This is a genomic window from Candidatus Microbacterium colombiense, from assembly GCA_029203165.1.
Classification (GTDB): Bacteria; Actinomycetota; Actinomycetes; order Actinomycetales; family Microbacteriaceae; genus Microbacterium; species Microbacterium colombiense.
Genome location: CP119308.1, coordinates 2,930,231 through 2,954,858, shown reverse-complemented (window position 1 = coordinate 2,954,858; position 24,628 = coordinate 2,930,231). Strand labels below are relative to the sequence as shown.

The window sequence follows — 24,628 nt, the reverse complement described above, 5'->3', positions numbered from 1 at the left end:
AGTTTACCGGCCGGAGAGGTGGCCGGGGTTACGACGCGACGATCGATGCGGCGCGGATGCTCGACACCGGAAGCGTGCGCTCGACATCGGCGGCGCGATCCCGCCCGCGCAACCGTCCGCCGCCGATGCCCGTGGCTTCGAGCAGCAGTTCGCGGGTCGATCCGTCGGGCATCCCCACCGTCACGCGCAGGACGGCGCGGGCGCGCACGGCGGCTTCGAGTTCGCGGTCGAGCCACGCCGCATCCGCGTCAGGGCCCTGCTGGGCTCGCAGGCGGCTGATCAAGGGCACCAGATCGGTCTGCCCCGTGGGGGCGGTCGGATCGACCACCGGTGCCGGGTGGCGTGCGCTCACGAGCGCTGTGCCGTCACCGCCGACGAGGGTGGCGGGGTAGCGGGCGTCCGTGAGCGCCCAATACACGGTGTCGCGACCGACGCGGGTGGTGAGCGAATCGATGTGCCGCGTGAGCGCGAGGGGGCGCAGCGTCTGATCGACCCCCATCGCCTCGATCAGATGCGGATCCGTGCTCTCGATCCGGGTCCGGCCCGTCTCGTCGTCGGTCGACACGCGCACGAGGCCATGGCGTGCGGCGGTCTGGGTCACCAGGTAGCCCAGCGGCTGCGGGATGCCGGTGAGGGAGATCTCGCCCAGGAAGTCGAGGATCGACGGTGCGCTCTCCCCGGCGACGAAGGCACGGGCGATCGAATCGGCCGTGAACCGATACGAGGAGGCCTGGGCGGTGGACTCGCGTGCGGCCATCGTGCGCAGTCGCACATCGAGGGCAGGGGCGAGTGGCCCTGGGGCGATCGCCGTGAGGTCGTTCTGGAGGAAGATGCGATCGACTTCGGCGGGGAGGAGCCCGGCGAGGTCCGAGGGGTCGGCGGGCAGGCCGCGGCGCAGAGGAACCGACCAGGAGGGTTCGGTGCCGTCTTCCGCGATGATGCCGAGCAGCAGGGCGGCGTCGCGCAACAGGGCGCTGCGCTCGGGCCAGGAAGGATCCCACGGATGCGCGTGGGGCCAGTCGGTGACAGGGATCCAGCCGCCGTCCGGGGAACGCACGCCGCGGGGGAGGGAGGTCCGGAAGGCATTCACCAGCACGCTCCAGCGCTCTGCCACCGACGAGCGCAACCACTCCTCGGCCGCGGCAGTCGTGCGCAGCCGACGTTCGTCGACGATCGCCAGACCGGCATCCACCGCGACGCCGAGCACGGGATCGACGATCTCGATCGGCACTCCCGTCTCGGCGAGCTGACGCTTCTCTCCCGCACTGACGGTGCCGCCGGCGAGCAGGGCGAATGGGGTGTCGCGCGCGATCAGCAGCAGATCCGCGAGGATCGCGACGGTCGTGAAGGCGCGCTCGGCCGCATGCGCCTCGGACTCGGACGGGGAGGGCGACACCGCCACCGACACCCGGTCGGAGGGGGCATCGCGCCCGGCCAGCGCCGCGACGACGGGCGGATGTGGCGTGCCGTCGGGGCGGAGCAGAGCGAGAGCGATGAGGGACTCCCGTTCCGCGCCGGCGTCGTGCCCCTCAGTGGCGTGCAGGAGCGCGGCTGCTTCGGCGCGGGTGAGCGACGGCAGTACCTTGGCGAGCGATGCCGCATCGAGCAGGGCCTCCGCGGCGTCGAAGAAATCGTGCCAACCCACATCGCTGCGCACGCGGCGTCGGGTCAGCAGGAGGATCAGATCCTCGTCGCTCGCCGCGGCCAGCCAATCGGCCAGCGGGCGTGCGTGCGTGGTCATGCTGAGGGCCTCAGGACCGCGAACCCGCGCGCCCTTTTCGGATGAAGCTCATGATCAGCAGCGTGATGATCATGAGGAATGCGACCGGGAGTCCCCAGTAGAGGATGAAGGAGACGAGGGGCCAGGCTCCCTCGGCGAACGACTCCTTCGTCATGCCGACCGCGGTGCCGATGATGATCACGAAGAAGGAGATCACGGCGGCGGCTGCGATTCCGAGCGCGGCGAATGCCAGGAATCGATCCAGGCGCCGGATGGGAATCTCCGGTTGGGAATTCTGCGTGCTCATCTCTCTCACCCTACTCTCACCGCGACCTTCGAGTTCGCCTGACCCCGACCGGTAAGCTGGACGAGGACGTGCGTGAGCGCGCCTTCTTTTCCCCACCGACTCAGCGAGGTTCTCCCATGCCCACCGGCAAGGTCAGGTTCTACGACGAAGACAAGGGCTTCGGCTTCATCGCCAGCGACGACGGCCAGGATGTCTTCCTGCATGCGTCCGCCATGCCCGCAGGCACAGCCATGAAGGCCGGTGCCCGCGTCGAGTTCGGCGTGGCCGACGGCAAACGCGGCCTCCAGGCCCTGTCGGTGCGCGTTCTGGAGGCACCGCCGAGCCTCGCCAAGGCGAAGCGGAAGTCCGCGGACGACATGGCGATCATCGTCGAAGACCTCGTGAAGCTCCTCGACGGGATCGGCGGCGACCTGCGTCGCGGTCGCTACCCCTCGTCCAGCCACGGTCGCAAGATCGCCGCCGTCCTGCGTAAGGTCGCTGATGACCTCGAAGCCTGACGCCGACGCGCGTCTCATCGATGCGCATGATCTCGCGCTGGCGGCGCTGCGCGAGATCACTCCGGCAGCGACCATCGGACCGGCCGCCGGGTACCTCCCCGAGGATGACGGATCGGTGTCGTTGCGCTTCCAGAACCGCCTGCCGGGCTACCCCGGGTGGTACTGGACGGTCACCGTCGCCCGTGTGGACGATGAGGAGCCGACCGTGCTCGAGGTCGAGCTGCTGCCCGGCGACGGTGCGCTGCTGGCGCCCGAGTGGGTGCCGTGGGTCGAGCGCCTCGCGGAGTACCGTTCGCACCAGGCTGAACTGGCCGAGCAGGCCGCGGCTGCGGCCGGAGTGGACGTCGTCGCGGAGGATGGCGCAGACGACGATCTCGACGACGATGACGATGCCGACGAGGACGACCTCGATGAGGACGACGATCTCGACGACGACGATCACGAGACCGACATCCTGCACGCCGGCGATCTTGACGGAGTCGACATCGACGAGCTCGACGTCGCGTCCGAGGACGACGACCTGGACGCCGACGCCGACGCCGACGCCGACGAGGTCGACGAGGAGGAGTGACCCCCGGCGCTCAGGCGCCGAGGTTCTCCAACACGTAGTCGAGTGAGCGCGTGAGCTGGCGCACGTCGTCCGGCTCGATCGAGACGAACGTGGCGACGCGCAGCTGGTTGCGCCCGAGCTTGCGGTAGGGCTCGGTGTCGACGATCGCCGTTGGCGCGCAGCGTCTTGGCGATCGCGGCGGCGTCGATCGGTCGTCGAAGTCGATCGTGACGACCACGGGGGAGCGGTGCGCGGCGTCCGTGACGAACGGGCGTCGCGACGGCGAGGCCTCGGCCCAGTCGTAGAGCACCGACGAGGACTCGCGCGGTGCGGGCATCGCGCCCAGCGAGACCGCCGTTGTCGAGGATCCAGCGCAGCTGCTGTCGAGCAGGTGCAGCGTCGTCAGCGCGGGGGTGTTCAGCGTCTGGTTGAGCGCGAGTTGTCGACCGCGTTCTTCAGGCTCAGGAACTCGGGGATGTACCGCTCGGATGCGGCGATGCGCTCGATGCGCTCGATCGCCGCGGGCGAGACGGCGGCGAACCACAGGCCGCCGTCGGAGCCGAGGTTCTTCTGCGGGCGAAGTAGTAGACGTCCGCCTCGGCTCGCGTCGAAGTCGATCCCGCCGGCCGCGCTGGTCGCGTCGATCACGGTGAGGGCGCCCGTCAGCCGACGACGCGCTCGATCGGCGCCGAGACACCGGTGGAGGTCTCGTTGTGCGGCCAGGCGTAGACGTCGACGCCCTCGACGAGCTCGGCCGGTCGAGCGCGAACCGGCTCGGCCTTGCGCACATCGGGTGCCTCCAGCCACGGGGCGGCAGCGGCGGCGGCGAACTTGCCGCCGAACTCGCCGAACACGAGGTTCTGGCTGCGCTGCTCGATGAGGCCGAAGGCCGCGGCATCCCAGAACGCGGTCGAGCCGCCGTTGCCGAGCAGGATCTCGTAGCCCTCGGGGAGGCGGAACAGCGTCGCGAGACCGGTCGCGCACGCTGCCGACGAGGTTCTTCACCGGCGCCTGCCGGTGGGAGGTGCCCAGGATCGCGGCGCCGGAGGCGAGAGCGCATCGAGCTGCGCGGGGCGGACCTTCGACGGGCCGCAGCCGAAGCGGCCGTCGACGGGCAGGAGGTCACGGGGAATCTCGATCGGCCATGCGCGATTCTAGAGGCGCGGACGCATGTCCGATCACGCCGCGGAAGGGCCGATGTCCGCGGGAATGTAGGCTTGCCTAAGAACCTCGGAGGGCCTGACATGACCGATCTGATCGACACCACGGAGATGTATCTGCGCACCATCCTCGAACTCGAGGAGGAGAACATCGTGCCGCTGCGCGCGCGCATCTCGGAGCGCCTCGGGCACTCCGGCCCGACGGTGTCGCAGACGGTGGGCGCATGGAGCGCGACGGCCTGGTCGTCGTCTCGGAGCGACCGCACGCTCGAGCTGACGGATGCCGGTCGCCGCAAGGCGGTCGACGTCATGCGCAAGCACCGCCTCGCCGAGCGCCTGCTCTCCGATGTCATCGGACTCGACTGGGCGTTCGTGCACGAAGAGGCCTGCCGCTGGGAGCACGTGATGAGCGAGCAGGTGGAGCGACGCCTCGTCGAGCTGCTCGGACACCCGACCGAGTCGCCGTACGGCAACCCGATCCCGGGACTCGACCAGCTCGGCGATCTGCCCGCGCGCACCTTCGACGAAGGCGTCATCGGCCTGGTGCAGAAGCTGAATCTGGCCGGAGAGCCGATCGACGGCACCGTGCGTCGCCTCGCCGAGCCGGCGCAGGTCGACCCCGAGTTGCTCGAGCAGCTCCGCGACGCCGGCGTGATGCCGGGCGCGCACGGCGACTTCCGCTTCAACGAGGGCTACGTGCTGATCCAGATGGACGGCAAGGACGACGGACTGGAGCTTCCGGTGGAGCTCGCGTCGCACATCTTCCTCGTCGGCGACCCGGCCTGAGCACAGGGGGGATCGTCGCCCGTTGTGAGGATTGCCAGGTTCCCGGGGTGACATGATCGTTATCTTCCGGTAACCTCGGTCAGGTCGTCAGCGAAGAAGCCCGCTGGCGGCAGACCGCGAAGATCGCCTTTCTGGCTCGTCGTCTTCACGGTATGAACGCACAACGTACCCGAGCTACATTCGTGCCACGAGAAACAGAGTGCCGACGAGTCAGCGCTACCCGAAGCGCGCAGGCGCAGGAGGACAATCGTTTTGGTCGCAGACATCGAACCGCCCGCGAAGAAATCTGAAGATCGAGTACCCGCACGCCGCACCGGCGCTGCAGGGAGCTCTCGAAAGACCCTGAAGCCGTTGCGTTCGATCGCGATCTTCGGTGCTGTCGGCGCGTTGGTCGCCGGTATCGCCCTCCCCGCCTACGCCGCCAACAAGCCCGCCGAGGCCGCGACCGCGACGGTCCAGCAGCTCGCCGCGGTCGATGCGCAGTCTCTCGTCGTCGCCTCGCAGGCGACCGCGGCACCGCTCGCGCGCGGAACCTTCTCGGCGACGACGCCGGAGGAGATCGCGAAGAAGAAGGCTGAAGCAGCCGCGGCTGCTCGTGCGGCGGCAGCAGCGAAGTCCTCTGCCGCGTCCATGAACTTCAACACCGCGGGCTACGCGCTCGTCTCGCCCGGTTCGGGCGAGGTGCGCTACCCGCTCCCCGGCGGCTCGTACACGCAGGGTCGCACGATCGGCGGCGGCCACAACGGCGCCGACATGCTCGCGCCGCAGGGCACCCCGATCTATGCGGCGGCGGCCGGCGTCGTCCGTGCATCTGCCGAGAGCATCGGCGGCTATGGCGTGTGCGTCATGATCGACAGCGTCGTGGGCGGCCAGCGCGTGCAGACCACTTACGGCCACATGACCTACGGCTCGCGCCAGGTGCAGGCCGGTCAGACGGTGGCTGCAGGACAGCTCATCGGCTACGTCGGCAGCACGGGCCGCTCCACCGCGAACCACCTCCACTTCGAGGTCTGGATCAACAGCGGTCTCGTCGAGCCGTACTCGTGGCTCGCCGCCAACGCCGGCTGATCCGAACCAGGACACGCCCCGAGCGTTCACCCGGCGTTTCGCCTCCTCTCAGGCGGATGGGTTAGCCTGATCCCGTTGTCGCACAGACGGGAGAGGCTGATGACGCGAATACCGAGCATCCGAACCATGGATGGACTCGGTCGTCACGTCCTTCTGCATCGCCCGCAGGGACTGCACGGTACTGCCGTGTGCGAAAGGCGCTGTCTCTAGACGGCGCCTTTTCTGGTCTCTGCGAACGCTCTGCCATCTGCGCGACCTCGTGATTCGAGAGTGCCGGGAAGCCGTCCCGGCGGATCGAGAGGATGCCGAATGCGCACACTAGTCCTGAACGCCGGATACGAGCCGCTCGCGATCGTGTCTTTCAAGAGAGCCATCGTTCTCGTGATGAACGACAAGGCGACGGTGATCGAGCGCGTCGAAGACGACCCGGTCTGGGGCAGTCATGGCGTGTACGACAGACCCGCGGTCATCGTGCTCTCCCGCTACGTGCGCGTGCCGAATGCCCGCCGCATCCCGGTGACGCGTCGTGGGGTGCTGCGCCGCGACAACCACCGGTGCGGATACTGCGGCAAGGCGGCATCCACGATCGATCACATCCTTCCCCGCTCCCGAGGTGGGGCCGATTCGTGGGAGAACCTGGTCGCCTGCTGCCTGCGGTGCAACAACGTCAAGAGCGACCGGACGCCTCAGGAGATGCGGTGGGAGTTGCGGTTCACGCCGCGTCCGCCGCACGGCACGGCGTGGACGGTGCGGGGCACCGAGCGCAGCGATCCGCGCTGGGAACCCTACCTGGAACTGGCCGCGTAGCCGCGACCGGGGACGACGAAGGGGCCACCTCACGGTGGCCCCTTCGTCGATCGTGCCCGCGACAGGATTCGAACCTGCGACCTGCCCTTTAGGAGAGGGCTGCTCTATCCCCTGAGCTACGAGGGCCTGCCGCTCCAGTCTAAATGACGGCGTGGCTCGCAGCGGAGTCCTCGGCGGCTAGAGCGTAGCCGAGCTCCCTGGCTGAGGCTCAGTCCTGCCCGCGCCGCCAGAGCTTCGACGGCCACCAGATCGCTTTGCCGATGTCGTAGGTGAGGGCGGGCACCAGAAGCGACCGCACGATGAACGTGTCGAGCAGCACGCCGAACGCCACGATGAACGCCAGCTGCACGAGGAACAGGATCGGGATCACCGACAGCGCCGCGAAGGTCGCCGCGAGCACGAGCCCGGCCGAGGTGATCACGCCGCCCGTGATCGACAGCCCGCGCAGCACGCCCTCGCGGTGCCGTGCTGCGATCGACTCCTCGCGCACCCGCGTCATCAGGAAGATGTTGTAGTCGATCCCGAGCGCCACGAGGAACACGAACCCGTAGAGCGGGACGGCCGGGTCGGCGCCGGGGAAGTCGAAGATGCCGTTGAAGACCAGCGCCGAGACGCCCAGCGCCGTGCCGAACGACAGCACCGTGGTGAGGATCAGCAGCACCGGAGCCAGGATCGAACGCAGCAGCAGCATCAGGATGAACATGATCACCACGAGGATCACCGGGATGATGAGGTTCCGGTCGTGGATCGATGCATCGTTCGTGTCGATGGCCGTCGCGGTGACACCCCCGACGAGCGCGTCCACTCCGTCGAGCTCGGTGCGCAGGTCACGCACGGTGGATGCCGCGGCGTTCGAGTCGGCGGCGTCGGTGAGAGTGCCCTGCAGGAGCACGTCGCCGTCGACGACCGTGGGGGCGGGAGCGGGTGTGCCGGGTGCGCCGACGGCGGAGATGCCGTCGGCGGTGACCGGGGCACTGCCACTGGGGGAGTCGGCAGCGGTCACCGATACTCCGTCGACTCCGTCGTTCGCGAGCAGCACGTCGGCGGCGTCCTGGAGAGACCCTTCCTGTCACGACCACGTACACGGGGCTTCCGGAACCGCCGGGGAAGTGCTCGCCGAGTGCGACCTGCCCGTCACGGGCTTCGGACGCGCCGAGGACGAGATCGGACTGGGGCACGCCCGTCGCGTCGAGCTGTGTGAGCCCCGCGGCACCGACCAGCAGCACGAGTGTGGTGACGACCCAGATCACGCGCGGGCGGCGCTTGATGAGGCCGGCCAGCCGCGCCCACAGGCCTGTGGTGCGCATACCGTGCTCTTCCGCGACGACCTCGGGCTCGAAGCGCGGGCGCCGCGGCCAGAACACGGCACGGCCGAAGAGCAGCAGCAGGGCGGGAAGCAGGGTGAGCGCGGCCAGCATCGCGAAGACGATGCCGATCGCGGCAACCGGACCGAGCGTGCTGTTCGACTTGAGGTCGCTGAGCAGCAGGCACAGGAGTCCCGCGATCACGGTGCCACCGGACGCGACGATCGGCTCGAACGAGCCCTTCCACGCGGCGAGCACGGCGGTGCCCTTGTCGTGGGCCACACGGAGCTCCTCGCGGAAGCGGGCGACGAACAGCAGTGCGTAGTCGGTCGCGGCACCGATCACGAGGATGAACAGGATGCCCTGGGTCTGACCGCTCAGCAGCAGCACCTCGAACTTCGCAAGCCACCACACCACGAGCAGGGCGACGCACAGCGCGAAAAGGCTGGTCGAGAGCACGACGAGCGGCAGCAGGAACGACCGATAGACGAGGACGAGGATCACGAGCACGGCCAGGAGCGCGACGCCGAGGAGGAGCCCGTCGATACCGGAGAAGCCGGCCACGAGATCGGCGCTGAAGCCCGCCGGTCCCGTGATGTAGACCGAGACGTTGTCGGGTACCGCTGCCCGCAACTCCTCGCCCAGCGCTGTGGTGGCATCGGCGAGTTCCGCGTCGCTCTGGATCGGGATGAACGCCTGCACCGCTTTGCCGTCATCGGAGGGGAGCGCCGGAGAGACGTCGTCGCTCACTCCTTCAACGGACGGCGCATCAGCCACGGCATCCGAGATCGCGTCGAACTCAGCGTCGGTCAGCTTCTCGTCAGAGGTGAAGAGGGCGATGGCGGGGATGGATTCGCTGTCGTTGAACTCGCCGAGCAGCTTCTGCACCTGCGTCGCGTCGGCCGACTCCGGCAGGTAGCTCGTCTGATCGTTGGAGGAGACCTCGTCGACCTTGCCGAACAGCGGGCCGCCGAGGGACGCGCCCACCAGCCACACCAGGATCAGCGCGACGGGGATGAGCACCCGCACCCAGGAGTGGCGGCGCGAGCGTTCTCGCGTCGTCGGAGTGGGCGCGTCTGTGGGGCGGGACATCGGGGGTTCCTTCCGGAAGGGGTGCGCGGGGGTCAGGAGACCCAGGCGAGGATGAGGATCATGGTCGCGAGGAAGCCCGCGATGTAGTTGAGGGCGATGAAGCGTCGCCAGGAGCGATTGGTCGCAGCCGACCCCTCGTCGGTGACGTTCCACCAGGGGAGCGCGTTGATCAGGTAGGGAAGGGCCAGCACGGCGGCGAGGGGGCCGGGCCAGGGTGTCAGCAGCATCCCGGCGCCCGCGATGAACCACAGGGCCACCGACAGGCGCACCGTGGCCCTGGCTCCGATCACGGTGGCGACCGAGGAGATGCCGCCCTCCCGGTCGGGGCCGATGTCCTGCACGGCTCCGAAGGCATGGGCGGCCGTGCCCCACAGGAAGAACGCCACGAAGACGATCACGCCGCCGATCGTGAGGTCGGCGCCGGCGAGAGCGAGACCGACGATGGCGGGGCTGACGAAGTGCGTGCTCGAGGTGATCGAGTCGAGGAACGGACGCTCCTTGAAGCGGAGCCCGGGAGCGGAGTACGCGATCACGGCGAACACGCTCACCGCGAGCCAGATCCACGACGCGGGGTTGCCGACCACCACGAGATAGATCAGGAACGGGATGTTCGTGACCGCTGCGGCCCACAGCGTCGGGCGGTGCATGCGCGGAGCCAGGAGCGCGCCTTCGATCCCGCCCTTGCGTGGGTTCGCCAGATCGGAGGCGTAGTCGAACACGTCGTTGATGCCGTACATCGCCAGGTTGTACGGCACCAGGAAGTACAGGGTGCCGATGATGAGCGTCGCATCGACCTCGCGCGCGCTCAGCAGGTAGGCGGCGGCGAAGGGGAAGGCGGTGTTGATCCAGCTGATCGGACGGGAGGAGAGCAGGATCTGCGCGAGATCGCGAAGGATCGACGGTGTCGCTGCGGGCGCGCTCATTCGTCCTCCCGGTGGGGGAGAAGCTGCACCGCGGCGCCGCGCCGCGTGCGCAGCAGCGCCCACAGGCTCGGAAGCAGCACGGCGCCGGCGAGCGGGTAGGCGAAGTCCTCGATCGGAGCGAGGCCGATGTGGACGTCGAGCAGGTGCCGGCCGGAGTAGTGGAAGAGGCCGCTCGCGATCATGATCGTGTCGAACGTCGCCGTGAGCAGGAACAGCACCAGCACCGTGAGCGCGATCGCCGTCGGACGGGGACCGCGGGGGTGAGCGAGCAGGATCAGCACGATGCTCACGAGGGCCGCGGCGCCGAGGAACCACGCGGCGAGCTGCAGGTAGGTCATCGCCGTGCCTCCTCCACCGCTGCGGCGTGGGAGCGCTGGCGGAGCGACCGGAGGATCTTCGCCGCACCCGTGTAGACGACCATGGTGCACACGACCAGGAAGAGCAGGAAGACAGGTTCCTCCAGTGGCAGCTCCGGCGCCAGGAGGATGCCGGTCGCGATCGTCGCGTCACCCCGGAAGAAGATGCCGGCGGCGATCCCCGCGACATCCCACACGAGGAAGAAGGCGAGACCCACCGCCGTGACGATGACGGCGGCGAGCGGATCGCGCCAGAAGAACAGACGGAACCGCCAGTCCAGCAGGAGCATGCACCCGAGGGCCAGCATCAGGGCGGCCAGATACAGCACGCCCATCAGTCGGACTCCCGCTGCGCGGCTTTCGAGACGGCCGCGGGTTCGGGAAGCGGCCCGCCCGTCTCGTCGCCACGGATGCGCTTGAGCACGATCTCCGCACTGATGAGGCACATCGGCACACCGACGCCCGGTGCGGTGGTACCGCCGGCGTAGAACAGGCCACCGACCTGGCGCGACGCGTTCTGTGCGCGGAACAACGCGCTCTGCGAGAGGATGTGCGCGGGTCCGAGCATCCCGCCGCGCCAGGAGTGGTAGTCGTCGCGGAAGTCGGCGGGACCCGTCGTGTCGCGGACCACGATGCGGTCGCGGAGGTCGGGGATGTCGGCCCACCGCGCGACGAGGTCGATCGCGGCGTCCGCCGCGCGCTCCACGGCGGGGGAGCCTGTGCCGTCCGCGCCGCCGTGGCCGAGCGCGACGTCGGCCGGCACGGGGACCAGGATGAAGAGGTTCTCATGCCCTGCCGGGGCCACCGTCGGATCGGTGGCGCTCGGGCGGCAGACGTACGTCGATGCGGGGGAGGGGATCGCGGGATCGTCGCCGAAGATGGCGTCGAAGTTCGCATCCCAGTCATCCGCGAAGAACAGCGAATGGTGCGGCAGCTGGGAGAGTGCCCCGCGCACCCCCAGCATGACGAGGATGCCCCCGGGGCCGCTCGTGCGTCGCTTCCACCACGACTCCGGGTAGGTCTGCAGCGACGGCGGAAGCAGCACGGTCTCCGTGTGGTGCAGGTCGGCAGCGGACACGACGATGTCGGCGTGCTCGAGGCGCGAGGTGCCATCGGCGTCACGCCATCCGACGCCGGTCACGTGCGTGCCGCCCTCGGCATCCTCCGTGCGGATGCCGGTGACCTCGGCGCCGGTGACGATAACGGCGCCGGCCTCGGACGCGAGGTGCTCGATCCGCTCGACGACTCGCCAGAATCCACCTTGCGGGTAGCTGACGCCCTGGTCCAGATCCAGCGCGCTCATGAGGTGGTACATGGCCGGCGCGCGGCGCGGATCGGTGCCCAGGAACACAGCGGGGTAGCCGAGGATCTGCCGGATCACCGGATTCCGGAACCGTCGCGCCGCGAACGCCTGCAGTCGGGTGCCGAGCAGGGAGAACAGACGGGGAAGTGCGCGCAGCACCTCGGGCGCGAGCAGTGAGCGGATGCGAGTGAACGGGTTGTAGAGGAAGTACCGCTCTGCCATCGCGCTCGCATCGCGCGCCGAGTCGAGATACGCGGCGAGGGCGGGAGCCGATCCCTGTTCGAGCTCCTCGAACAGCTCGGCGACGCGCTCCCGTCCGGCGGGCACGGTGACGGGAGGGACGAGGCCGCCCGACGCCTGCGGCTCGCGGAAGATCCGATAGGCGGGGTCGAGGCGCGTCAGATCCAGCTGCTCGTCGACCGTGGTGCCCATCATCGTGAAGAAGTGCTCGAAGACCTCGGGCATCAGGTACCACGACGGGCCGGAGTCGAAACGGAAGCCGTCACGCTCGACCGTTCCGGCGCGTCCGCCGACGCGATCGTTCTTCTCCAGGACGGTCACCTCGTGCCCGTCGCGTGCGAGGAGGCCGGCGACGGCCAGGCCGGCCACGCCCGCCCCGATCACCACGACGCGGCTCATCGGTCGCGCTCCACCGCTGTCACGAGGACCGCCCGGGCCGCGAGCAGCGCTTTCACGGGATCGGCGACACGCACGCGCCGGCGATAGAGCACGTCGACGGGGGTCTTCGCCACCCGTTGCGTCAGCGCGGCGAACAGGGCGAGAGCGCTGCGGACCGCGGCCCGGGAATCCTTCGGCAGGAGCGGGATCGCGCGGCGGGCGTCGTCGAGCTGCTCGCGCACCGTCGAGACCCAGGCGTCGCGGTCGGCCGTGGTGAGGCGCTCCGCCCCGCCCAGGTACCCGCGATGCAGTCGATCGGTGTCGTCTGCGAGGTCGCGCAGGAAATTGACGTTCTGGAAGGCGGCGCCGAGCTGCCTGGCTCCCCGGTCAATGATCGCCTCTTCCTCGGCCGACCGTTCGGCACCGCGGAGGAAGACCCGGGTGCACATCAGACCGACGACCTCGGCAGAGCCGTACACATAGCGCGCATGGGCGTCCGCGTCATAGGCGGTGAAGGCCGTGGCACTCGGGATGTCGGCGCGCATCGAGTCGAAGAACGGTCCGGTCAGATCTTCGCCGATGCCGCATTCCCGGGCCGTGCGGGCGAAGGCGTGCAGGATCAGGTCGCTGCTGTACCCGGAGCGCATCGAGCGATGCGTCTCGGCGACATACGACGCCAGCGCATCGCTCTGCCCGGCGGAATCCAGTCCTGCCTCCGCAGCCACGCCGTCGACGATCTCGTCGGCGATGCGCACCATCGCGTAGATGTTGCGCACGTGCTGGCGATGGCGGCGTCCCAGCAGTCGTGTCGCGATGCCGAAGGAGGTCGAGTAGGTGCGGATGACATCGGTTGTCGCGATCTCGGCGGTGCGGGTGAAACGGTCGAGTGCACCGCCGTCGTGCGGACTCGCGGGAATCCCGGTCATGCGCGCCGGCTCTCGATGCGCGAGGCCAGTTCGAGGATGGTCCGGCCGGCAGCGGGGGAGATCGTGCCGGCCGCCTCCGCCTCCCCGAGCACGGTCGAGACCGCTCCGAGTTGCTCCTCGACCAGGCTGCGGGCGAACTGCTCGGCGCCGCTCTCGCTCAGGCGGTCGCGGATGTCGGCGCACTGCTGCACGCTCAGTTCGGCCGACCCGAAGTGCAGCTCGATGCTGGGCCAGTGCCCGGTCATGCGGGCGTACGCGATGATCGCCGTCTCCTTGCCCTCACGCAGATCGGAGTAGGCATCCTTCCCATGCTCCTGTGCGTCGCCGAACACCGAGAGCAGGTCATCCTGCAACTGGTAGGCGAGTCCGAGGTGCCGGCCGATCGCCGCCAGCTGCTCTTCGGCCTGCGTGGGGGCGCCGGCGAGCACGGCCGCCGCGCGCAGGGGGAGGACGAAGGAGTAGGTCGCCGTCTTGTAGGCGCTCATCGACAGGATGGTCCGCAGGTCGGGCGGGATGATGCCGTCGCTCAGACCGACGTCGGTGTGCTCGCCGGCGACGGTCTCGAGGATCGTCTGCTCCATCATCGCCAGGAGGCGCTCCCTGGTCTCGGGTGCGACATCGGCACGGGCGAAACCGAGCACGGCGGCAGCGAGCAGCAGGTCGCCCATCAGGATCGCACTGGAGCGGGCCCAGTGCAGTTCCGCATCATCCGGCAGACCCGGGCGACGGTCGGCGAGATCGCCGATGAGGTTCGGTCGACGTCGTCGGATCAGATCGCCGTCGATCACGTCGTCATGAAGGAGGAACGCGTAGTGGAGCAGCTCCACATGCGCCGCCACGTCGACCGCGCGCTCCGCCTCCGACGCCGTGAGACCCGCAGGGGCGAGGGCGAGTCGGAAGTCGAGCAGAAGACGGGGACGGATCAGCTTTCCGCCCAGCGCATGGTCTGCTGCCGTGTGCCACAACGAGGTGAACTCGGGCCCGTACGCCTCTGCAGCCGCACCCCGTTCCGCGAACCGCTGGCGGAGTGCTTCCTCGATGCGCGTGCCGAGATCTTCCTCGGTCGCCATGGCAGCCATCGTCAGACCTCACCGAGCTCGCGCAGCTGCGGCAACTGTTCGCGGATCCACGGGCTGAACGCGAACGGAGCCGCGCGGGCCGCCGTGAAGAGGTCGTCAGGATCGACCCAGGCCCACTCTGCGACCTCGTCCGGATTCACGTCGAGATCGCCATCGATCTCGGCGACGTGCACGGGGCAGATCTCGTTCTCGACGATGCCGCTCGCATCGATCGCCCGGTAGCGGAAGTCGGGCAGCACGAGACGGATTCCCACGAGTGCGGCGCCGAGTTCCTCTTCTGCTCGGCGCGCGACGGCAGCGAGCATGTCCTCTCCCGGGCGCGGGTGGCCGCAGAAGCTGTTCGTCCATACCCCCGGCCAGGTCTGCTTGCTCAACGCCCGCCGGGTAACCAAGAGGCGGCCGTGGCGATCACGGATGTGGCACGAGAAGGCCAGATGCAGAGGGGTCTCGCGGGTGTGCACCTCGTGCTTCGGCAGCACGCCGACCGCGGTCCCGTCCTCCGCGAGGAGGGTCACATCGTCCATGGCGTCCTCTCCTCCATTTGCCTAACTAAGTAAGTAATCAACTTAGCATGAAGCCTTAGATGTGTAACATGATCGCATGGAGATCCAGTCCCGCACCACCCCGGCACCGGGTGCGACGGGAGAGCCGATGACGAGCACCAGCGAGCCCGGCCCGGACGGACTGAGTCATTCCGCGATCTACGACGTCGATGCCAGCGATCCCCGCAGCACCTTGATCGATCGCGCGGGCGTACCTCCCGAGGATCTCCGACAGATCGCCGTGCTCATGGGCGCGATCGGTGACCTGCGCGACGCGGAGCAGAGGCTCTCGCTGGCCTCTCGTCGATACATGCAGCTCAACGACACCGATATGCGTGCGCTGCACTATCTGATCGTGTGCGCGAATCGCGATGCGATCGCGACCCCCGGAGGGATCGCGCAGCACCTGGGAATCTCGACGGCGGCGACGACCAAACTCCTCGACCGTCTCGAGAAGAGTGCGCATATCCATCGCGCTCCGCACCCGAGTGATCGGCGTGCTCTTGCGATCACCATTTCCGCGGAGACACGGCACGCGGCGATGGAGACGGTGGGGCGGCAGCAGGCGAAGAGATTCTATGCGGCCGCGCGTCTATCGAGGGAAGAACGTGAGGTCGTGATCCGATTCCTCACCGATATGACGAGTGAGATCACTCTGCGGGATGAGCCCTGGGCCAAAATAATCGAGGAATAGGCGCTCCGGTCGGACGCGCCTATTCCCCGTGATTCGTCAGTTCGATTGTCAGTGGGCCGCGTTGTACGCGTCCACGACCTGAGCCGGAATGCGACCGCGCTCTGAGAGCTTGTGACCATTCTCGTTCGCCCATGCGCGGATCGCCGCGACCTCGGGGTTGCGTCCCGGACGCTTCCGAGAGGGCGTGGAGCGCGAGGCTCCGGAGGAGCCGGCCCTGCGGCCGGCGGAGATGTACGGCTCGAAAGCCTCACGCAGTTCCGCCGCGTGAGCACTGTTCAGGTCGATCTCGTAGGAAGCCCCGTTCAACGAGAAATGAACCGTCTCGCCTTCACCGACTTCCAGGACACTGCCGTCGATATCGTCGACCAGCTGATGCACAATTCGTCTCGCCATGGAATTCACCCTACTCGGGTGTGGGAAATGCGACAAGCGGCGGAATGCGCGGGTGTTGCCTATTCGTGTCCGGGGTCGATCAGTTTCAGACCGACAATGCAGCCGACGAGCCCCAGAAGGAGGAGAATGCGCAGCCAGGAGATCTCTGTGTCTCCGGTGATCATCGCCCACGCCACGGTCAGCGAGGCGCCGATACCGACCCACACCGCATAGGCGGTTCCGGTGGCGATCTCGCGCATCGCGAAAGCCAGCCCGAACATCGATATCGCCAACCCGACGAAGAAGATCACGCTCGGCCAGAGCTTTGTGAGTCCCTCGGATTTGCCGAGAGCGGTCGCCCATACGGCCTCGAGGATTCCGGATGCGATCAAGATGATCCACGACATGACGGTCCTTTCGGACCAGTCTTTTCGCTCACCGGGTACTGGTCTGCCTCGTCCGGAGCCGGTGTTCACCGGCTGGCTCCACACTAGCGAACAGCGCTGGGCAGGCGCTGTGCACGGTGCTCAGGGGATCCGGTGGAGGTGGGGTTCCGGGAGTCGGCGTTCAGGGGAGGAGGCCGGCGCGACGGGCGCGGACCACGGCCGCGTGACGCGTCGAGGCATCCAGCTTCGACATCGCCGTGCCGATATAGGCCTTCACGGTGCTCTCACGCAGACCGAGGCGTCGCGCGATCTCCGCGTTCGTGGCGCCGAGCGCGGCGCAGGCGAGCACATCGGTCTCGCGTGGCGACAGACGCACGGTCGGGATGGGGCCGGTGGTGGCGGGTAGTGCATCTCCGGCCAGCACCGCCAGCCGCCGCTCGACCTGGGCGATCCGGCCCCGCAGCACGTCATCGTCGACACTGGCGGCGATGCTGCGCAGTTCTGCGAAGCTCTCGCGCAACTGCTCGCGCTGCGGGACGGCGACGGCGTCTTCTCCGGACGCCGCGCGCAGGCGCCGCTCGACCTCGTCCCGGATCCGTAGTTCGTCGGCGACCGACTGCGCCACCTGCATGGCCGGTGCCGTCGTGATGCCGCCGACAGGCTCCTCGTCCCACGCGCCGGCGTACAGCACGCCGCGGGAGCGTCCGCTCACGACGATCGGAAGTGCGAGCAGCGTGCGCAGGCCTTCGCCGAGCACGAACACGTCGTAGTCGTGGGTGATCTGGCGCGACGATCCGTAATCGCTCGTCATGCGCGGACGGAGCTCCATCATCGCCCGTCCGCCGAGTCCGCGTTCCGGGCGCACTTTCAACCCGTCCAGGCTGTGCGTGCGGTTGCCGACGATGCTCGTCACGTTCACGACGCCCTCGTCGATGAGACCGCCGAACGCGACGGGGAACCGGGTGCGTCGGGCAAGCTCGCGCACCGCGTTGGCGACGAGCTCCGTCTCGGACTCCTCGGCCGCGGTTGAGCTCATGACTTCCTACCCTCGGGAGACAGCGTCGTGCCCCTTTTCGTAGCGTCGACACTACCACCGGGGGTGCGGGGATCCCGGCGGCCTACTCGCCGGGATCCCCGTCGTCCTGCGGAACAGCGCGGTGTCAGCGCGTCTCGAGATCCAGCAGGAACCGTTTGCGCTCGGGGTATGCGCCGTACTGACCGGGGGAGCCGTCCGCGCGTACGACGCGATGCACGGGCACGATGATCGAGAAGGGGGTCAGTCGACAGGCCCGGCCCACGGCCCGCGCGGCACCGGGACGCCCGGCGACCACCGCGACCTCGCCGTAGCTCATCGTCTCGCCCCACTCGATCTCACAGATCGCCCGGAGGGCCTCCAGCGAGAACCCGCTCGCCAATCGCCAGTCCAACCTCAGATGGTCGTGGAAGCGCACGGGCTCACCGTCGAAGTACTCCGCGAGGAGTGGCGTCAACTCCGAGGCGGCGCCGGGATCGGGATCGGGAATGCCGCCGAGATCGCGGGCGGCGGCTTCGAGAAGCCACGGGACGGAGGGATCCTCGGATTCGGAGAGGTCGAAGCGGACGATTCCCTCATCGGAGAACACCGCGAGCGCGTCGCCGAACGGCGTCGGAGCGAAGTCGTATCGGAACGTCATGTGACCATAGTGACCGGTGCGGGCGGGACCGGACGCCGGGTCTGCCGATTCCTGGGGAGAATCGAGACGACACATCGGCCGTGCAGGGGGAGTGCTCAGCCCGTTCGAGGGCAGTAATACGGTGAAACCCGCCCGAGATACCTGGCATCCCGGCTTCACGCGCCTAGGGTGTCACTGTGTGGCGACGTGATGAGAAGTCTGCGGATGACGCAGTGGCGGATGCCGCAGTGACTCTCGGCGAGCTGCACGAGTCGACCACAGGGGTCGATGTCGCCCACGCCGCCGAGTCGGAGCGCACGCGATTGCGCGCGGAGGCCGCCGATCTGGGCGGCGCGTCCCCGCTGGTCAGCTTCCGCGACGGGCCCGAGTCCGGGATCGACATCTCCAAGGCGCACCCCGGCAGCCTGCCCCAGTTCATCACCGGCAAATCCACGCTGTTGTCGAACCTGTTCCGCGACGAGGTGGGGCTGCGCACCGCCAGGCTCGCTGCAGAGCGCATCACGTCGAAGAACACCGAGCTGCGCACGGTGCGCGGCATCGAGGCCGTCCACCTCACGGTCGGCGTCGCTCGCTGGCGCATCGGCGGCGCGGCGTTCGCGGCCCCCGTGCTGCTGCGACCGCTGGCCATCCGGCGCCATCATTCGGACTTCGAGCTGAAGCTGCAGGGCGTCTTCGACGTGAACCCGGAGCTCGTGCGCATCGCGCGCGAGCACTTCGGCATCTCGATCGACGCCGCGGCGCTCGCCGCGTTGGCCTATGACGGCGGCATCTTCAAGCCGCAGCCCGTGATCGACAGCCTGCGCACGACGGCACGGTCGATCGACACGTTCTCGGTCGAGCCCCGGTTGGTCGTGTCGACGTTCGCCGACGTGGGCGGCGCGATGGTGCGCGACAGCGGCAGCCTCGACCACGTCGTGCTCAACGCGCTCGCCGGCCACGTGGGCGACCGCGAACAGGTCGCCGCGCCGCGGGCGACCCCGCACCACACCGGCCCGGACGATCGCGCTCCGGCATCCGACAATCTGCTGCTGGATGCCGATGCGGAGCAGGAGGCCGTGCTCGCACGGATCGCGGCCGGTCATTCGCTGACCGTGGCGACGCTGCCCGGCACCGGGGGAACCCAGACGGTCATCAACGCGCTCGGCGAACTCGTCCGCGCGGGTAAGCGCGTGCTGGTCGTGTCGGCGCGACGCTCCACCCTCGACGGCGTGCGGCATCGTCTCGCGGGCATCGGGCTCGACAGCCTGGCGATCTCTCCGGCGAGCGTCCGCCGCGACCTGGTGCGTGCGATCGGGCGGAACGAGAAGGCCGTATCGCCGAAGGTCAGCGACGTCGACGACGCGCTGGTTCGACTGCGCACGGTGCTCCGCGACTACCGTCAGGCACTGACCACGCCGGTCGCCGGCACGAGCGCCTCGGTGCTCGACGCCACGCGGCATCTGACCAGACTCGCGTCGCTCCCCGTGCCACCGTCGACGACGGCTCGTCTCGGAACGGATGCGCTCCGCCGCCTGGCAGAGGACCGCAGCGGGGCGGCATCCGCTCTCGCTCAGGCCGCCCGACTGGGCGAATTCCGCTTCGGGCCCGACGACTCCCCCTGGTACGGCGTCACGTTCTCGAGCACGGAGGCCGCGCGGGCGGCGCACGAGCTCGCGGCACGTCTGCACGGGAGCAGCATCCCCGCCCTACTCGAACGCGGCTACGAACTGATCGCGCAGACGCGGATGCGTCCATTCGCGACGATCGACGAGCTCGGCGAGTACCTCCACCTGCTGCAGGGCATGCGGGACTCGCTCGACCGCTTCAGCCCCACCGTCTTCGAACGCCCGCTGGGCGAACTGATCCAGGCGCACGGATCTCGCCGCGACGCCCCCGGGCTCTCGGGCACCAACCGGCGTCGGCTCCGCCGGCTCGCCAAGGAGTATGTGCGCCCCGGCGTGCACGTGACCGAGATGCACGAGGCTCTCCTGCGCATCCAGGCGCAGCGCACGCAGTGGCAACGGTTCGTCGAGGCCGGCGTCGCACCTGAGGTGCCGCTCGGCCTCGCCGACGTCTCGGCGGCGTGGCAGCGGGCAGAGGCGGAGCTCGCCGAGCTCGATGCCGCCCTCGGTCGTCGCGAGCCGATGGCCGCCCTGCCCGTGGCACGTCTCGTGCGCACCTTGGCCGGTCTCGCTGCCAAGTCGGATGTCTTCGACAACCTCGTCGAGAGGGCGCAGCTGCGCGAGCGACTGGCGCTGCTGGGCTTGGAGCCTCTGCTCGCCGAGCTCTCCGTGCGCCACGTCTCGGAGGGGCAGGTCGGTGAGGAGCTCGAGTTCGCGTGGTGGCAGTCGCTGCTCGAACGTGCTCTCCAGGACAACCGGGCGCTGCTCGGCGCGAACACCGCGGTGGTCGATCGACTCGAGCGCGACTTCCGTCTGGTCGACGAGGCCCACGCCGCGATGGCCGGTCCTCTGCTGGCGTGGCAGCTCGCCAATCAGTGGAAGATCGCGATCGTCGACGAGCCGCAGCAGTCGCAGCACCTGCGCCGGGCGCTCACCCAGCCGAACTCCACCACCGCCGAGATCGTGAGTTCGGCATCCACCCTTGTCGGGGTGCTCGCCCCCGTGTGGATCTCGTCGCCGTACCGGGTGCCCGAGATCCCCGACTCGGTCGAGTTCGACACCGTGCTGCTGGTCGATGCCGCCGCGATCAACCTGGCGGAAGCCGCACCGGCGATCCGCCGAGCGCGTCAGATCGTCGCATTCGGCGATCCCGTCACCCAGCGCCCGACGCCCTTCCACATCGCCGTCGATCCCGGAGACTCCTGGGAGCCCGAGGTTCCGTTCGACGATGTGTCGGTCTTCGAGCGCCTGTCGGAGTTGCTCCCCGTCATGACCCTCACCCGCAGCTACCGTGCGGGTGGCGAAGATCTGGCCGAGCTCATCAACGACGCCTTCTACGGCGGAGAGATCGTCTCGTTGCCGTGGGCGGGCTCCTACCTCGGGCGCGGCAGCCTCACTGTCGACTACGTCGAGGGAGGCACGGGAACGCCCGATCCGATCTCCGGAGCGGTCGAGAGCCCCGACGCCGAGGTGGCCCGCGTGGTCACCCTCGTGGTCGAGCACGCGGTGCACCGGCCCACGGAATCGCTCATGGTGGTCACCGCCAGCACCCGCCACGCCGAGAGGGTGCGCGCCGCCGTCACGTCGGCGTTCGCCGGTCGTTCGGATGTGGCGGACTTCGTCGGCCGCGACACCGCCGAGCCGTTCGCCGTGCTCACCCTCGAGGAATCGGTGGCGGAGAGCCGGGATCGCGTCATCTTCTCGCTGGGCTTCGGACTCACCAAGCACGGACGGGTCCTCAGCGACTTCGGCGACCTCTCGACGCCCGACGGCGAACGCCTGCTGACGGTGGGCATGACCCGTGCCCGCCGCTCGATGGTGATCGTGTCGTCGATTCGTCCCTCGGCCTTCGATGACGGCCGCCTCGAACACGGCGCGGCCACTCTCATGTCGATCCTCGGTGGACTCGCCGCGCGCGCACGCGATGCACGGCTGGAAGACCTCGCCGATCCGCTGACCCTGGCACTCGCGCGGGAGTTGCGCCGACTCGGTGCCTCGGTCGACGTCGACTATCGCGGGCTCCTTCCCCTGGTCGCCCAGCACAAGGGCAAGGCCGTGGTGATCGAGTCCGATCCCGAGTCCCGAGGGGAGTCGCTGCGCGAGACGCTGCGGCTGCGTCCGCACGTGCTGCGGCGTCTGGGCTGGCACTACGTGCGGGTGCACGCGTTCGATCTGTACAGCGACCCGGTCACCGCTGCCACGCGGATCGCCGCCGTGCTCGGCATCTCGGACTCCGCGCCGCGAGCCGACAACGACACGCAGCCGATCGACATCGTCGACACGGGAAATGGCTGACGACACCGGGGCGGATGCACCGGGGCAGCGCGTCGTCCGTGTGGCCGGATCCCGCCGCGCACGACTCACCCCGGTTCCGGGGACGGACCCGGAACCCGAGTCGGGCCCCGAGCCCGTGGCCGACCCGCCGGGGGCGAAGATCCGTGGCCCGAAGGGGCCCAACGACGACCGGATGATCCAGGACGTCCCGCCGCACTACTGAGCTGTGGCTACCGCACCGCTGTCAGACGAGAGAAGCGCACGGCCCCTTCCGGGTTCCGTGCGCTTCTCCTGTCAGAACGACTGTGGCGTCAGCTGCGCTGGTTCCGTGCGAGCAGATCGCGGATCTCGATGAGCAGCTCGGTCTCGGTCGCGGCGGCCGGCTCCTCCTGGGGCTCTTCTGCCGGAGTTCCCTTGCGGGCCTCGACGTGGGCTTTGAAGGTGTTCATCGGCAGGACGAACACGAAGTAGACGACGACGGCGACGGCGAGGAAGCTGATGATCGCCGAGATCAGATCGCCGATCGGGAAGGTGACCTTGTTGCCGTAGATGTTCGTGATCTGCGGTCCGAACTGGCCGGTCGCGCCCTCCTCGAAGAAGAGCGAGATCAGCGGGGTGATGATGCTCGCCACGACCGCGTTCACGATCGCGGTGAAGGCGGCGCCGATGACGACGGCGACCGCCAGATCGATCACGTTGCCGCGGAGGATGAAGTCCTTGAATCCGTTGAGCATGGGTGCCTCCGTTGGGGGATGGAACCTCAGGACGAGGTGGAACTCGACGCAGCCGCCGGCTTGGCGCTCGTCGTCGATCCCGACTTCGATGATGCCGAAGCATCCTTCGAACCACCAGATTTGGCGCGCGAGTCGGTGCGATAGAAGCCCGATCCGTTGAAGGTCACCCCGATCGATCCGTACTGCTTGCGCAGGGTTCCTCCGCACTCGGGGCAGACCGAGAGGGCGTCGTCGGAGAAGCTCTGCACGGCATCGAAGGTGTGGCCGCACGACGTGCAGGCATAGGCATAGGTGGGCATGGTGTCCTCGGGGTCAGCGCCGCGATGGCGACAGGATCAGGGTCTGCGACGGGGTCACGACGCCGTTGACGGGCTGGTCGTGCACCTCCCGGGGCAGGGAGTCGAGTATCTCGGAATCATAGATGACGGCGTAGACAGGAGGGCACTTCTCCATAGAACCGATCGTCTTGTCGAAGTAGCCGCGACCCCAGCCCATCCGCATGCCGGTGCGATCCACGGCAGCGGCGGGGACGATCATGAGGTCGACGTCGTTGACGGCGATCGGCCCCAGCACCTCGCCGGTGGGCTCGGGCAGACCGTGCAGTCCCTCGGTCGTCTCGTCACCGTCTTCGGCGACCGCCCAGTCGAGCAGCCCGTCGGGGCGCGTGACCGGAAGCAGCACCCGGATGCCGCGGCGAACCGCTCGCGTCACGAAGTCGCGGGTACCCGGTTCGGTGAGAGTGGAGAGGAAGCACGAGATCGACCGTGCATCGAGTTCGTCGACCAGTGCGTCGAGTCGTTCGCCGATCGCGGATGCCGCGGCGTCGCGCTGGGCGTCGGAGAGCAGTCCGCGTCTTTCGCGCAGCTCGGCGCGCAGCGCACGTTTGGCATGCTCGGCCTCGTTCGACATGCCTCCGAGTCTACGGTGGTGGCCACCACTAGGCTGAGGGGATGGGTAACCAGAAGATCAAGGCCGTCATTCCTGCCGCAGGTCTGGGGACACGATTCCTGCCGGCGACCAAGGCGATGCCGAAGGAGATGCTCCCCGTCGTCGACAAGCCGGCGATCCAATACGTCGTCGAAGAGGCCGCGGATGCCGGCATCGAAGACATCCTCGTCATCATCGGGCGCAACAAGAACGCCATCTCCAACCACTTCGACTCCGTGCCGGAACTCGAGGTGAAGCTCATGGAGAAGGGCGACACCGGGCGCCTGGAGCGCGTGATGAAGTCGAGCGATCTCGCCGACATCCACTTCGTCCGTCAGGGAGAGCCCAAGGGGCTCGGCCACGCCGTGCTGCGTGCGCGGACGCACGTGGGTGACAGCTCCTTCGCGGTGCTGCTGGGCGACGACCTGATCGATGAGCGCGACCCGCTCTTGACCCACATGATCGCCGAGCACGAGCGCAGCGGCGCCGCGGTGATCGCGCTCATGGAGGTCGACCCCGCGAACATCCACATGTACGGAGCGGCCGCGGTCGAGCCGATCGACGGTTCGGACTCGGTGCGCGTCACCGGTCTCGTCGAGAAGCCGGCTCAGGAGGACGCACCGTCCAACCTCGCCGTGATCGGCCGCTACGTGTTGCCGGCATCCGTCTTCGAGATCCTCGAGCGCACGGAACCGGGCAAGGGTGGAGAGATCCAGCTCACCGATGCTCTGCAGGAACTCGCGGCAGACCCCGAGGGGCCCGGCGTGGTCGGTGTGATCTTCCGCGGTCGCCGGTACGACACGGGTGACCGCGTGGACTACATCAAGGCGATCGTGCAGCTCGCCTCCGATCGCGACGACCTCGGTCCCGAGCTCCGGCCGTGGCTGAAGGAGTTCGCGGAACGCCTCTAGGCGACGCGGCGGACGTCG

General features: G+C 68.7%; 24 protein-coding genes, 1 tRNA gene, 3 pseudogenes and 1 riboswitch. Of the genes and pseudogenes, 9 read left to right on the top strand and 19 right to left on the bottom strand.

The annotated features are described in order from the left end of the window. Window positions 1-28: 28 nt before the first annotated feature. Both P0Y60_14290 and P0Y60_14285 read right to left on the bottom strand, forming a co-directional pair. A complete protein-coding gene (locus tag P0Y60_14290) occupies window positions 29-1,741 on the bottom strand; it encodes a helicase-associated domain-containing protein (protein ID WEK60466.1) in 1,713 nt (570 codons plus the stop codon). A gap of 10 nt (window positions 1,742-1,751) precedes the next feature. Beyond that, window positions 1,752-2,027 carry a multidrug ABC transporter ATPase gene (locus P0Y60_14285; GenBank protein WEK60465.1) on the bottom strand — a complete coding sequence of 92 codons (276 nt, stop codon included), beginning with the start codon at window positions 2,025-2,027 and terminating at the stop codon, window positions 1,752-1,754. A gap of 116 nt (window positions 2,028-2,143) precedes the next feature. Here P0Y60_14285 and P0Y60_14280 point away from each other — a divergent pair, with 116 nt between their 5' ends. Together P0Y60_14280 and P0Y60_14275 are read left to right on the top strand one after the other, a co-directional pair. Further along, window positions 2,144-2,524, top strand: a complete 381-nt coding sequence (locus P0Y60_14280; protein ID WEK60464.1) for a cold shock domain-containing protein — start codon at window positions 2,144-2,146, stop codon at window positions 2,522-2,524. After that, complete coding sequence (locus P0Y60_14275; protein ID WEK60463.1) at window positions 2,508-3,095, top strand: DUF3027 domain-containing protein; 588 nt, start codon at window positions 2,508-2,510, stop codon at window positions 3,093-3,095. Before P0Y60_14280 ends, P0Y60_14275 begins: the two co-directional genes overlap by 17 nt. 10 nt (window positions 3,096-3,105) lie before the next feature. Here P0Y60_14275 and serC read toward each other — a convergent pair. Further along, a pseudogene (gene serC, locus P0Y60_14270) lies at window positions 3,106-4,213 on the bottom strand (phosphoserine transaminase). 105 nt (window positions 4,214-4,318) lie between these two features. On the opposite strand from serC, the pseudogene P0Y60_14265 reads away from it, so the two are divergent. The 3 genes and pseudogenes from P0Y60_14265 (at window position 4,319) to P0Y60_14255 (ending at window position 6,895) form a co-directional block, all read left to right on the top strand. Then, window positions 4,319-5,020: pseudogene (locus tag P0Y60_14265) on the top strand (iron dependent repressor, metal binding and dimerization domain protein). Between the two features lie 351 nt (window positions 5,021-5,371). After that, the gene (locus tag P0Y60_14260; protein WEK60462.1) at window positions 5,372-6,088 is read left to right on the top strand and encodes a M23 family metallopeptidase; all 717 of its coding nucleotides are present in this window, start codon (window positions 5,372-5,374) and stop codon (window positions 6,086-6,088) included. A gap of 309 nt (window positions 6,089-6,397) precedes the next feature. Then, the gene (locus P0Y60_14255) at window positions 6,398-6,895 is read left to right on the top strand and encodes an HNH endonuclease (GenBank protein ID WEK60461.1); all 498 of its coding nucleotides are present in this window, start codon (window positions 6,398-6,400) and stop codon (window positions 6,893-6,895) included. A 53-nt stretch (window positions 6,896-6,948) separates the two neighbouring features. Here P0Y60_14255 and P0Y60_14250 read toward each other — a convergent pair. From P0Y60_14250 to idi, 9 genes and pseudogenes are all read right to left on the bottom strand, one after another. Next, a tRNA-Arg gene (locus P0Y60_14250) sits at window positions 6,949-7,021 on the bottom strand. 82 nt (window positions 7,022-7,103) lie between these two features. Beyond that, window positions 7,104-9,291, bottom strand: a pseudogene (locus P0Y60_14245) (MMPL family transporter). Window positions 9,292-9,323: 32 nt separating this feature from the next. Next, window positions 9,324-10,214, bottom strand: a complete 891-nt coding sequence (locus P0Y60_14240) for a prenyltransferase (protein WEK60460.1) — start codon at window positions 10,212-10,214, stop codon at window positions 9,324-9,326. Then, window positions 10,211-10,552 carry a lycopene cyclase domain-containing protein gene (locus tag P0Y60_14235; protein ID WEK60459.1) on the bottom strand — a complete coding sequence of 114 codons (342 nt, stop codon included), beginning with the start codon at window positions 10,550-10,552 and terminating at the stop codon, window positions 10,211-10,213. Before P0Y60_14235 ends, P0Y60_14240 begins: the two co-directional genes overlap by 4 nt. After that, the gene (locus P0Y60_14230) at window positions 10,549-10,905 is read right to left on the bottom strand and encodes a lycopene cyclase domain-containing protein (protein ID WEK60458.1); all 357 of its coding nucleotides are present in this window, start codon (window positions 10,903-10,905) and stop codon (window positions 10,549-10,551) included. The genes P0Y60_14235 and P0Y60_14230 overlap by 4 nt, the downstream gene beginning before the upstream one ends. Then, window positions 10,905-12,512, bottom strand: coding sequence for a phytoene desaturase family protein (gene crtI / locus P0Y60_14225; GenBank protein WEK60457.1), 1,608 nt, complete (start codon window positions 12,510-12,512; stop codon window positions 10,905-10,907). Before crtI ends, P0Y60_14230 begins: the two co-directional genes overlap by 1 nt. After that, window positions 12,509-13,417 (bottom strand): squalene/phytoene synthase family protein, encoded by a 909-nt coding sequence (locus tag P0Y60_14220; GenBank protein WEK60456.1) that lies wholly within the window; start codon window positions 13,415-13,417, stop codon window positions 12,509-12,511. The genes crtI and P0Y60_14220 overlap by 4 nt, the downstream gene beginning before the upstream one ends. Continuing rightward, window positions 13,414-14,487, bottom strand: coding sequence for a polyprenyl synthetase family protein (locus tag P0Y60_14215; protein ID WEK60455.1), 1,074 nt, complete (start codon window positions 14,485-14,487; stop codon window positions 13,414-13,416). The genes P0Y60_14220 and P0Y60_14215 overlap by 4 nt, the downstream gene beginning before the upstream one ends. 11 nt (window positions 14,488-14,498) lie before the next feature. After that, window positions 14,499-15,020: an isopentenyl-diphosphate Delta-isomerase gene (gene idi, locus P0Y60_14210; protein ID WEK60454.1), complete on the bottom strand. Its 522-nt coding sequence runs from the start codon at window positions 15,018-15,020 to the stop codon at window positions 14,499-14,501. A gap of 76 nt (window positions 15,021-15,096) precedes the next feature. Between idi and P0Y60_14205 the strand changes: the two genes are divergently transcribed. Continuing rightward, on the top strand, window positions 15,097-15,732 hold the full coding sequence (locus tag P0Y60_14205; GenBank protein WEK60453.1) for a MarR family transcriptional regulator: 636 nt from the start codon (window positions 15,097-15,099) through the stop codon (window positions 15,730-15,732). Window positions 15,733-15,780: 48 nt separating this feature from the next. Here P0Y60_14205 and P0Y60_14200 read toward each other — a convergent pair whose 3' ends face one another. The 4 genes from P0Y60_14200 to P0Y60_14185 all read right to left on the bottom strand — a co-directional run bounded on the left by P0Y60_14200 (window position 15,781) and on the right by P0Y60_14185 (window position 18,163). Continuing rightward, window positions 15,781-16,125 carry an Lsr2 family protein gene (locus P0Y60_14200; protein ID WEK60452.1) on the bottom strand — a complete coding sequence of 115 codons (345 nt, stop codon included), beginning with the start codon at window positions 16,123-16,125 and terminating at the stop codon, window positions 15,781-15,783. Window positions 16,126-16,184: 59 nt separating this feature from the next. After that, window positions 16,185-16,511, bottom strand: a complete 327-nt coding sequence (locus P0Y60_14195; protein WEK60451.1) for a multidrug efflux SMR transporter — start codon at window positions 16,509-16,511, stop codon at window positions 16,185-16,187. A 10-nt stretch (window positions 16,512-16,521) separates the two neighbouring features. Continuing rightward, window positions 16,522-16,588: riboswitch (guanidine-III (ykkC-III) riboswitch) on the bottom strand. A gap of 83 nt (window positions 16,589-16,671) precedes the next feature. Then, window positions 16,672-17,526: a LuxR C-terminal-related transcriptional regulator gene (locus tag P0Y60_14190; GenBank protein WEK60450.1), complete on the bottom strand. Its 855-nt coding sequence runs from the start codon at window positions 17,524-17,526 to the stop codon at window positions 16,672-16,674. 124 nt (window positions 17,527-17,650) lie between these two features. Then, window positions 17,651-18,163 (bottom strand): methylated-DNA--[protein]-cysteine S-methyltransferase, encoded by a 513-nt coding sequence (locus P0Y60_14185; protein WEK60449.1) that lies wholly within the window; start codon window positions 18,161-18,163, stop codon window positions 17,651-17,653. Window positions 18,164-18,390: 227 nt separating this feature from the next. Between P0Y60_14185 and P0Y60_14180 the strand changes: the two genes are divergently transcribed. Further along, on the top strand, window positions 18,391-22,059 hold the full coding sequence (locus tag P0Y60_14180) for an AAA family ATPase (GenBank protein ID WEK62929.1): 3,669 nt from the start codon (window positions 18,391-18,393) through the stop codon (window positions 22,057-22,059). Continuing rightward, complete coding sequence (locus P0Y60_14175; GenBank protein ID WEK60448.1) at window positions 22,052-22,261, top strand: hypothetical protein; 210 nt, start codon at window positions 22,052-22,054, stop codon at window positions 22,259-22,261. The genes P0Y60_14180 and P0Y60_14175 overlap by 8 nt, the downstream gene beginning before the upstream one ends. 88 nt (window positions 22,262-22,349) lie before the next feature. Here P0Y60_14175 and mscL read toward each other — a convergent pair whose 3' ends face one another. From mscL to P0Y60_14160, 3 genes are read right to left on the bottom strand one after another with little or no spacing between them, the layout of a single operon-like run. Continuing rightward, window positions 22,350-22,772, bottom strand: coding sequence for a large conductance mechanosensitive channel protein MscL (gene mscL, locus P0Y60_14170; protein WEK60447.1), 423 nt, complete (start codon window positions 22,770-22,772; stop codon window positions 22,350-22,352). A gap of 26 nt (window positions 22,773-22,798) precedes the next feature. Beyond that, window positions 22,799-23,071, bottom strand: coding sequence for a zinc ribbon domain-containing protein (locus tag P0Y60_14165; protein ID WEK60446.1), 273 nt, complete (start codon window positions 23,069-23,071; stop codon window positions 22,799-22,801). Window positions 23,072-23,084: 13 nt separating this feature from the next. Continuing rightward, window positions 23,085-23,681: a 5-formyltetrahydrofolate cyclo-ligase gene (locus P0Y60_14160; protein WEK60445.1), complete on the bottom strand. Its 597-nt coding sequence runs from the start codon at window positions 23,679-23,681 to the stop codon at window positions 23,085-23,087. A 41-nt stretch (window positions 23,682-23,722) separates the two neighbouring features. Here P0Y60_14160 and galU point away from each other — a divergent pair, with 41 nt between their 5' ends. Next, the gene (galU, locus tag P0Y60_14155) at window positions 23,723-24,610 is read left to right on the top strand and encodes a UTP--glucose-1-phosphate uridylyltransferase GalU (protein ID WEK60444.1); all 888 of its coding nucleotides are present in this window, start codon (window positions 23,723-23,725) and stop codon (window positions 24,608-24,610) included. Window positions 24,611-24,628 lie beyond the last annotated feature (18 nt).

What these genes read in the sequence shown, in the direction of transcription:
- P0Y60_14290 (WEK60466.1), bottom strand. Translation starts at nt 1,741, where the DNA reads ATGACCACGCACGCACGCCCGCTGGCCGATTGGCTGGCCGCGGCGAGC.
- P0Y60_14285 (WEK60465.1), bottom strand. Translation starts at nt 2,027, where the DNA reads ATGAGCACGCAGAATTCCCAACCGGAGATTCCCATCCGGCGCCTGGAT.
- P0Y60_14280 (WEK60464.1), top strand. Translation starts at nt 2,144, where the DNA reads ATGCCCACCGGCAAGGTCAGGTTCTACGACGAAGACAAGGGCTTCGGC.
- P0Y60_14275 (WEK60463.1), top strand. Translation starts at nt 2,508, where the DNA reads ATGACCTCGAAGCCTGACGCCGACGCGCGTCTCATCGATGCGCATGAT.
- P0Y60_14255 (WEK60461.1), top strand. Translation starts at nt 6,398, where the DNA reads ATGCGCACACTAGTCCTGAACGCCGGATACGAGCCGCTCGCGATCGTG.
- P0Y60_14240 (WEK60460.1), bottom strand. Translation starts at nt 10,214, where the DNA reads ATGAGCGCGCCCGCAGCGACACCGTCGATCCTTCGCGATCTCGCGCAG.
- P0Y60_14235 (WEK60459.1), bottom strand. Translation starts at nt 10,552, where the DNA reads ATGACCTACCTGCAGCTCGCCGCGTGGTTCCTCGGCGCCGCGGCCCTC.
- P0Y60_14230 (WEK60458.1), bottom strand. Translation starts at nt 10,905, where the DNA reads ATGGGCGTGCTGTATCTGGCCGCCCTGATGCTGGCCCTCGGGTGCATG.
- crtI (WEK60457.1), bottom strand. Translation starts at nt 12,512, where the DNA reads ATGAGCCGCGTCGTGGTGATCGGGGCGGGCGTGGCCGGCCTGGCCGTC.
- P0Y60_14220 (WEK60456.1), bottom strand. Translation starts at nt 13,417, where the DNA reads ATGACCGGGATTCCCGCGAGTCCGCACGACGGCGGTGCACTCGACCGT.
- P0Y60_14215 (WEK60455.1), bottom strand. Translation starts at nt 14,487, where the DNA reads ATGGCGACCGAGGAAGATCTCGGCACGCGCATCGAGGAAGCACTCCGC.
- idi (WEK60454.1), bottom strand. Translation starts at nt 15,020, where the DNA reads ATGGACGATGTGACCCTCCTCGCGGAGGACGGGACCGCGGTCGGCGTG.
- P0Y60_14205 (WEK60453.1), top strand. Translation starts at nt 15,097, where the DNA reads ATGGAGATCCAGTCCCGCACCACCCCGGCACCGGGTGCGACGGGAGAG.
- P0Y60_14200 (WEK60452.1), bottom strand. Translation starts at nt 16,125, where the DNA reads ATGGCGAGACGAATTGTGCATCAGCTGGTCGACGATATCGACGGCAGT.
- P0Y60_14195 (WEK60451.1), bottom strand. Translation starts at nt 16,511, where the DNA reads ATGTCGTGGATCATCTTGATCGCATCCGGAATCCTCGAGGCCGTATGG.
- P0Y60_14190 (WEK60450.1), bottom strand. Translation starts at nt 17,526, where the DNA reads ATGAGCTCAACCGCGGCCGAGGAGTCCGAGACGGAGCTCGTCGCCAAC.
- P0Y60_14185 (WEK60449.1), bottom strand. Translation starts at nt 18,163, where the DNA reads ATGACGTTCCGATACGACTTCGCTCCGACGCCGTTCGGCGACGCGCTC.
- P0Y60_14175 (WEK60448.1), top strand. Translation starts at nt 22,052, where the DNA reads ATGGCTGACGACACCGGGGCGGATGCACCGGGGCAGCGCGTCGTCCGT.
- mscL (WEK60447.1), bottom strand. Translation starts at nt 22,772, where the DNA reads ATGCTCAACGGATTCAAGGACTTCATCCTCCGCGGCAACGTGATCGAT.
- P0Y60_14165 (WEK60446.1), bottom strand. Translation starts at nt 23,071, where the DNA reads ATGCCCACCTATGCCTATGCCTGCACGTCGTGCGGCCACACCTTCGAT.
- P0Y60_14160 (WEK60445.1), bottom strand. Translation starts at nt 23,681, where the DNA reads ATGTCGAACGAGGCCGAGCATGCCAAACGTGCGCTGCGCGCCGAGCTG.
- galU (WEK60444.1), top strand. Translation starts at nt 23,723, where the DNA reads ATGGGTAACCAGAAGATCAAGGCCGTCATTCCTGCCGCAGGTCTGGGG.